The sequence below is a fragment of the Okeania sp. SIO2F4 genome (genome assembly GCF_010672385.1).
GTDB lineage: Bacteria > Cyanobacteriota > Cyanobacteriia > Cyanobacteriales > Microcoleaceae > Trichodesmium.
In genome coordinates this window covers 1-5,288 of record NZ_JAAHGT010000686.1, presented here as the reverse complement: position 1 = coordinate 5,288, position 5,288 = coordinate 1, and the positions used below count along the sequence as shown (strand labels likewise).

5 protein-coding genes and 2 pseudogenes are annotated in these 5,288 nt (G+C 33.0%); 4 read left to right on the top strand and 3 right to left on the bottom strand.

What is annotated here, in order from left to right; all coding sequences use genetic code 11:
• Positions 1-454: 454 nt before the first annotated feature.
• Together F6K22_RS30480 and F6K22_RS30475 are read right to left on the bottom strand one after the other, a co-directional pair.
• Positions 455-664, bottom strand: a pseudogene (locus F6K22_RS30480) (IS1 family transposase); the annotation flags it as partial.
• Positions 665-858: 194 nt separating this feature from the next.
• Positions 859-1,158 (bottom strand): hypothetical protein, encoded by a 300-nt coding sequence (locus F6K22_RS30475; protein ID WP_293106844.1) that lies wholly within the window; start codon positions 1,156-1,158, stop codon positions 859-861.
• A 166-nt stretch (positions 1,159-1,324) separates the two neighbouring features.
• On the opposite strand from F6K22_RS30475, the gene F6K22_RS30470 reads away from it, so the two are divergent.
• A complete protein-coding gene (locus F6K22_RS30470) occupies positions 1,325-1,963 on the top strand; it encodes a peroxiredoxin (RefSeq protein WP_293106841.1) in 639 nt (212 codons plus the stop codon).
• A 510-nt stretch (positions 1,964-2,473) separates the two neighbouring features.
• On the opposite strand, the gene proX is transcribed toward F6K22_RS30470, so the two are convergent.
• Positions 2,474-3,589 carry a glycine betaine/L-proline ABC transporter substrate-binding protein ProX gene (gene proX / locus F6K22_RS30465; RefSeq protein ID WP_293106839.1) on the bottom strand — a complete coding sequence of 372 codons (1,116 nt, stop codon included), beginning with the start codon at positions 3,587-3,589 and terminating at the stop codon, positions 2,474-2,476.
• A 182-nt stretch (positions 3,590-3,771) separates the two neighbouring features.
• On the opposite strand from proX, the pseudogene F6K22_RS30460 reads away from it, so the two are divergent.
• The 3 genes and pseudogenes from F6K22_RS30460 to F6K22_RS30450 all read left to right on the top strand — a co-directional run.
• Positions 3,772-3,936: pseudogene (locus F6K22_RS30460) on the top strand (hypothetical protein); the annotation flags it as partial.
• Complete coding sequence (locus F6K22_RS30455; RefSeq protein ID WP_293106836.1) at positions 3,929-4,513, top strand: Uma2 family endonuclease; 585 nt, start codon at positions 3,929-3,931, stop codon at positions 4,511-4,513. The pseudogene F6K22_RS30460 and the gene F6K22_RS30455, both read left to right, overlap by 8 nt.
• 15 nt (positions 4,514-4,528) lie before the next feature.
• Positions 4,529-5,113, top strand: a complete 585-nt coding sequence (locus F6K22_RS30450) for a Uma2 family endonuclease (protein WP_293106833.1) — start codon at positions 4,529-4,531, stop codon at positions 5,111-5,113.
• The last annotated feature ends 175 nt before the right edge of the window (positions 5,114-5,288 follow it).

Below are 5,288 nucleotides of genomic sequence, written 5' to 3'. Positions count from 1 at the left end.
CCCTCCTTTAATTTTAGAAGGAATTATTCATTATTTGGTAATAGCTGACTGCTAAGAGCTAAATGCTTACTTTAGAGTAATCTCAAGTTCAGATAATTACTGATAAATAAAATATCAAGTCTTTCCCACAGAGAAGAAATAAACCGAATAAATCAATTTATACCCTGCTTCCTACTCCCTATTAGTCTGTCAAGATTAATGGGATGGATAAGCCATTAAATTTTCTCCCTGGTGTACTTTCTTTGCTTTTATTGTCTAAAACTAAGTAGGTAGGCACGAAAAAGCTGAACTATATTAAGATTTGTCAACTAATTCCCAGCTTCTCCAAACATTTGAGTTGAAGTTTTTTTACATTTTGTTACATAGTGACAAATTTTATCGGTAGTGCAGAGCGCAAAGTGTGGAATAAGTAATTAAGTCGTGGCAATACTAAGGAGCGATATAGCTGCCACACTTACTCCGCCAACGCCAACCAAGCTCTTTGTGCAGCAGTATTTTCCTTGCGGCTATGAACCCAAATCCAATTGAAATAGCTCACCACCAACCTGAGCGTCACCTTAGTTTGCTCCCAGTTCTTGCCAAATTTATTCTGTCGGCGATGCCAGAGACCTGTTTGTTGGCGGACAATTCCTTTGGTGCGCTCTAATTGCTGTGTTTGGTCTTTCCCGATTATATGTTCTACTTCTGGGGGAAATGCTTATGAACTTTTTGATGGCCACATAGATGACATTCCATTGTATAAAATCATATGGGTAACAATGTATCTATCTTACTATTCCCATACTTTACTGATGCACCACCATTTTACCGCCTACCTACTTATCATTTCAAAATTCACAGACAACTAATCCTCTTCTATTAGGAATTAACCTTATCGTACCAACTCACAAATTTAGGTCTATAGTCAATACAATTAATTGCTTTTTCCGAAAGAGCAACTTTGGGTTGTACAGGACATTTTAGATGATAATCTCCAGTAAAAAATAGACAATTAGCACAGGGAATATTGTGCATTCGTTTAGCCCTACGGAGAGAATCAGCGATCGCCCCAAATATACTCCAAGCTGTTAAAATTATCAATCCCCAAGCAAAAACAAAACAGAGAGGAACCAAAAACGGCTGTATGGCATGAATTACAAAGTAAAGAAGTTGAAACACAGCTAGTCAAACATAACATAAATTGCATAATTTTAAATTTAACCTAATTTAATTCATTTTTAATCTAATTTTTAAGAATATCTAAAGTTGAAAGCTTAAATCACTATAAGATGAAACCATAGATGATAGACAATTGTTCAGTATAAACAATATAGGAAATTAAGCTATGGCCTTAAGATTAGGTGACGAAGTACCCAACTTTACTCAAAATTCTTCTGAAGGGGAAATTAACTTTTATGACTGGGCGGGTGATAGTTGGGTAGTGCTATTCTCCCACCCTGCTGACTTTACACCAGTTTGCACAACAGAATTAGGCACGGTTGCCAAACTCAAAGCAGAATTTGACAAGCGTGGAGTTAAAGTTATTGCCCTAAGTGTGGATGATGCGGACTCCCATAAAGGTTGGATTGGAGATATCAATGAAACTCAAAGTACAACTGTTAATTATCCTATTTTGGCAGATGTGGATAAAAAGGTTTCTGACCTGTACGATATGATTCATCCAAACTCTTTAAATAATCTGACAATTCGTACAGTTTTTATCATCGACCCTCAGAAAAAGCTCCGTCTTTCTATTACTTATCCTGCCAGTACAGGTCGGAATTTTGATGAAATTATCAGAGTAATTGACTCTTTACAACTAACAGATAACTATCAAGTTGCTACTCCTGTAAATTGGAAGGATGGAGATGATTGTGTAATTGTTCCTTCTCTGAAAGATCCTGAAGTATTGAAAGAAAAATTCCCTAAAGGTTACACAGAAGTTAAGCCATATTTGCGGATGACTCCTCAACCTAATAAGTAAAGTTATAATTTAATTGAGGATTAAGAATTTTAGTTAGATTCTTAATCCTTAATTGTTTTTAATCATTCAGCTTTTAGCTTTTTAATAAATTAATGAAATATAGATTTATGAAAGTTTAGAGCTGCTTTTTATTTATCGCTCAATCTGAGAATACTAATTCTTTTTCTCAAGGCGATGAATTAATATTTGATACCTGATAACTCAGAGGTGAATGCTTAACCAGGTGCGCAAAATTAATTACAAATTTTGTCAGACTGAATCTCTTATTCTGTATACCTCACATAAAATTAAGGTAGTTCAATAATTAACAATTAACAATTAACAATTAATTGTTACTTATTCTTATAAAGAAGAAGATTCGGTTAAAAGTAATTTTTTTCTTTTTTATCCATTAATGGAGAGGTTTTATACCTTGATTTTTCGGTAAAAAATTTTGTAATGGTGCTTATAATTTTTAGGAGTAAAATTCATGTTTGATGATTCAATTATGTGATAAAGCTCTCCAATTTTTTAGCCTTTATTAGGAGTAGTACCTTCCATCTGTTTTGCTTCTTTTAACCATCGATAAAATTGTTGCTGATTATTTTTCACCCATTTTTTTGCTTGGCGATGACTATTTCCTAACTTACGATCTAAAAAGGAATAAATTTTTTCTAATCGATAGCGAGTAAAACCAGAAACATTATTTTCTAACCTGTCTACAGCTTCTTTGATACGTAATTCTTCAGCATTCAAATCTGCCAGAGGAATTTGAAGTAATTCCAGCCACCGTTTAGCAACTGGATTAGCTTCTAGAAATTTTTTGTTAGCAATAATACGTTGTTGAATTATAGGAAAGCCAAGATTTTTTCCATCTACTAATGTATCTTTTTCAGTTAGGTTATCTAAGGTAAAAGGAACTTCCAACCAAACTACATCTTCTCCTTGTTTTAAGGCACTAAATATCCATTCGGGTTGAGATGCATAGTAAAGAATTGGTTTTCCTTCATGGTCACGAGTAATAGTTTTTTCGTAACAAGGTCTGGATTCCACAAATAACCTCATATTACACATACCCAATCTGTTAGTGTCATATTCTACTGTATTTTCAAGTCCGTAAGCTTTAAGTTGTTTTCTTATATCCTCACAAGGAGCATGACAATGAGCTATATTAGCTTGATCATTTCCATCTGAGTCAAAAAGTTTCGCTATTTTTTGGTCTTGTAATTGTTGAAAGTTGGTAATTTTATATCCCTCGGCAGTTTTTTTATCAATTTGATATCCTCTAATAAAATTAGGAATCAAAGTTCCAACTATTTCTAACTTTTCTTTACTATTAGCTTCTTCAAAAGTTTGTTTATACCATGGATATGTGGGGTAAGTTGTAGTATAATCAAAGTTTCCATTAGCAATAGCAATATAATTATCTCTACTAAATCCACCCTGTTTTGTTTTCATTTTATAACCAAGTTTTTTGAGACCGATATTGATAATCTCATTTTGAAATGACTCAAAACCAGTATTAGATGAATAGATACTACGAATAGTTTTAATATCAGTATTGGAGGAGGTTAAAATTATTAATAAACTTAAATAGATTGCTAAGATTACTCCTGGAATAATTTTTAGTAATAATGATTTTTTCATTTTAGTTGAATTTTAACAAAATGGATTTACATACAGATAAAATTTTATCTTGATACTATAAAGATATCAACTTAATTTGAAAAAAATCCTGGTAAAGTTAGAGAGAAACCAATTCCACGGGAGCCAAAAAATATTCCGACCAAGCAAAAATGACAGAATATATGGAATAACCGGGAGTAAAGCTAGGTTGGTTAATAGATAGAAAAGAGAGAAAAGTTTATATTTATTGCCCAGGAATGACTACCAAATATTTACAAAATCCTGAGAGTATAAGTGGAGAAACAGTCTTACCTGAAGTTGTTAAATATAAGCACAGTTTGGTAAATAGGAGGAAAAATTATGCTTGAATATCCGATTGTTTTACGAATGCCTCCAAGTTTAAAAATGACAGAGGAACAATTTTTTGAATTCTGTCAAATTAATCGAGATTTACCCATAGAAACTAATAGATTTGGAGAACTATTAATTATGTCTCCTGCTGGTTCAGAAACAGGAAATAGAGAATTCAATATATGTCTGCAACTAGGGTTATGGTCAGAGGAAGATGGTACAGGTTTAGCTTTTAGTTCTAGTACAGGATTTACTCTTTCCACAGGAGCCAAAAAATCCCCCGATGTTTCCTGGATAAAATTAGAAAGATGGAATAGTTTATCCCCAGAAGAACAACAAAAGTTTGCTCCTATTTGCCCAGATTTTGTATTGGAATTAATGTCACCTTCAGATAATTTGAAAACTCTCCAAGCAAAAATGACAGAATATATGGAAGAACCGGGAGTAAAACTAGGTTGGTTAATAGATAGAAAAGAGAGAAAAGTTTATATTTATCGCCCAGGAATGCCTAATGAATGTTTAGAAAATCCTGAGAATGTAAGTGGAGACCCAATATTGCCAGGATTTGTTTTAAATATGAGCAGAGTTTGGTAAATAGGAGAAAAAATCATGTGGGAAAATCCAATTGTGTTAAAAATACCTTCAGATTGGAAGATAACAGACGATAATTTTTTTAATTTTTGTCAAATTAACCAAGATTTAGCCATAGAAACTAATAAATTTGGGGAGTTATTAATTATGTCTCCTGCTGGATCGGAAACTTCAAACCGTAACCTTGGTATAGCAGCGCAATTATATTTTTGGGCAGAAACAGAAAGTAGTGGTATTGCGTTTGATTCCAGTGCAGGATTTACTCTTTCTACAGGAGCGAAAAAATCTCCCGATGTTTCCTGGATAAAATTAGAAAGATGGAATAGTTTATCTCAAGAACAAAAAGAAAAGTTTGCTCCTATTTGCCCAGATTTTGTGGTGGAATTAATGTCACCTTCAGATCATCTAAAAACTCTCCAAGCAAAAATGACAGAATATATGGAAGAACCAGAAATACAATTAGGTTGGTTAATAGATAGAAAAGAGAGAAAAGTTTATATTTATTGCCCAGGAATGACTACCAGATGTTTAGAAAATCCTGAGAGTATAAGTGGGGAACCAATATTGCCAGGATTTGTTTTAAATATGAGCAGAGTTTGGTAAATAGGAAGGAAAATTATGGTTGACGATTTGATAATTTTACAAATGCCTCCAAGTTTAAAAATGACAGAGGAACAATTTTTTGAATTCTGTCAAATTAATCGAGATTTACCCATAGAAACTAATAGATTTGGAGAACTATTAATTATGTCTCCTGCTGGTTCTGAAACAGGAAATA

Coding starts and splice junctions, on each gene's coding strand:
- F6K22_RS30470 (WP_293106841.1), top strand. CDS start 1,325: ATGGCCTTAAGATTAGGTGACGAAGTACCCAACTTTACTCAAAATTCT.
- proX (WP_293106839.1), bottom strand. CDS start 3,589: ATGAAAAAATCATTATTACTAAAAATTATTCCAGGAGTAATCTTAGCA.
- F6K22_RS30455 (WP_293106836.1), top strand. CDS start 3,929: ATGCTTGAATATCCGATTGTTTTACGAATGCCTCCAAGTTTAAAAATG.
- F6K22_RS30450 (WP_293106833.1), top strand. CDS start 4,529: ATGTGGGAAAATCCAATTGTGTTAAAAATACCTTCAGATTGGAAGATA.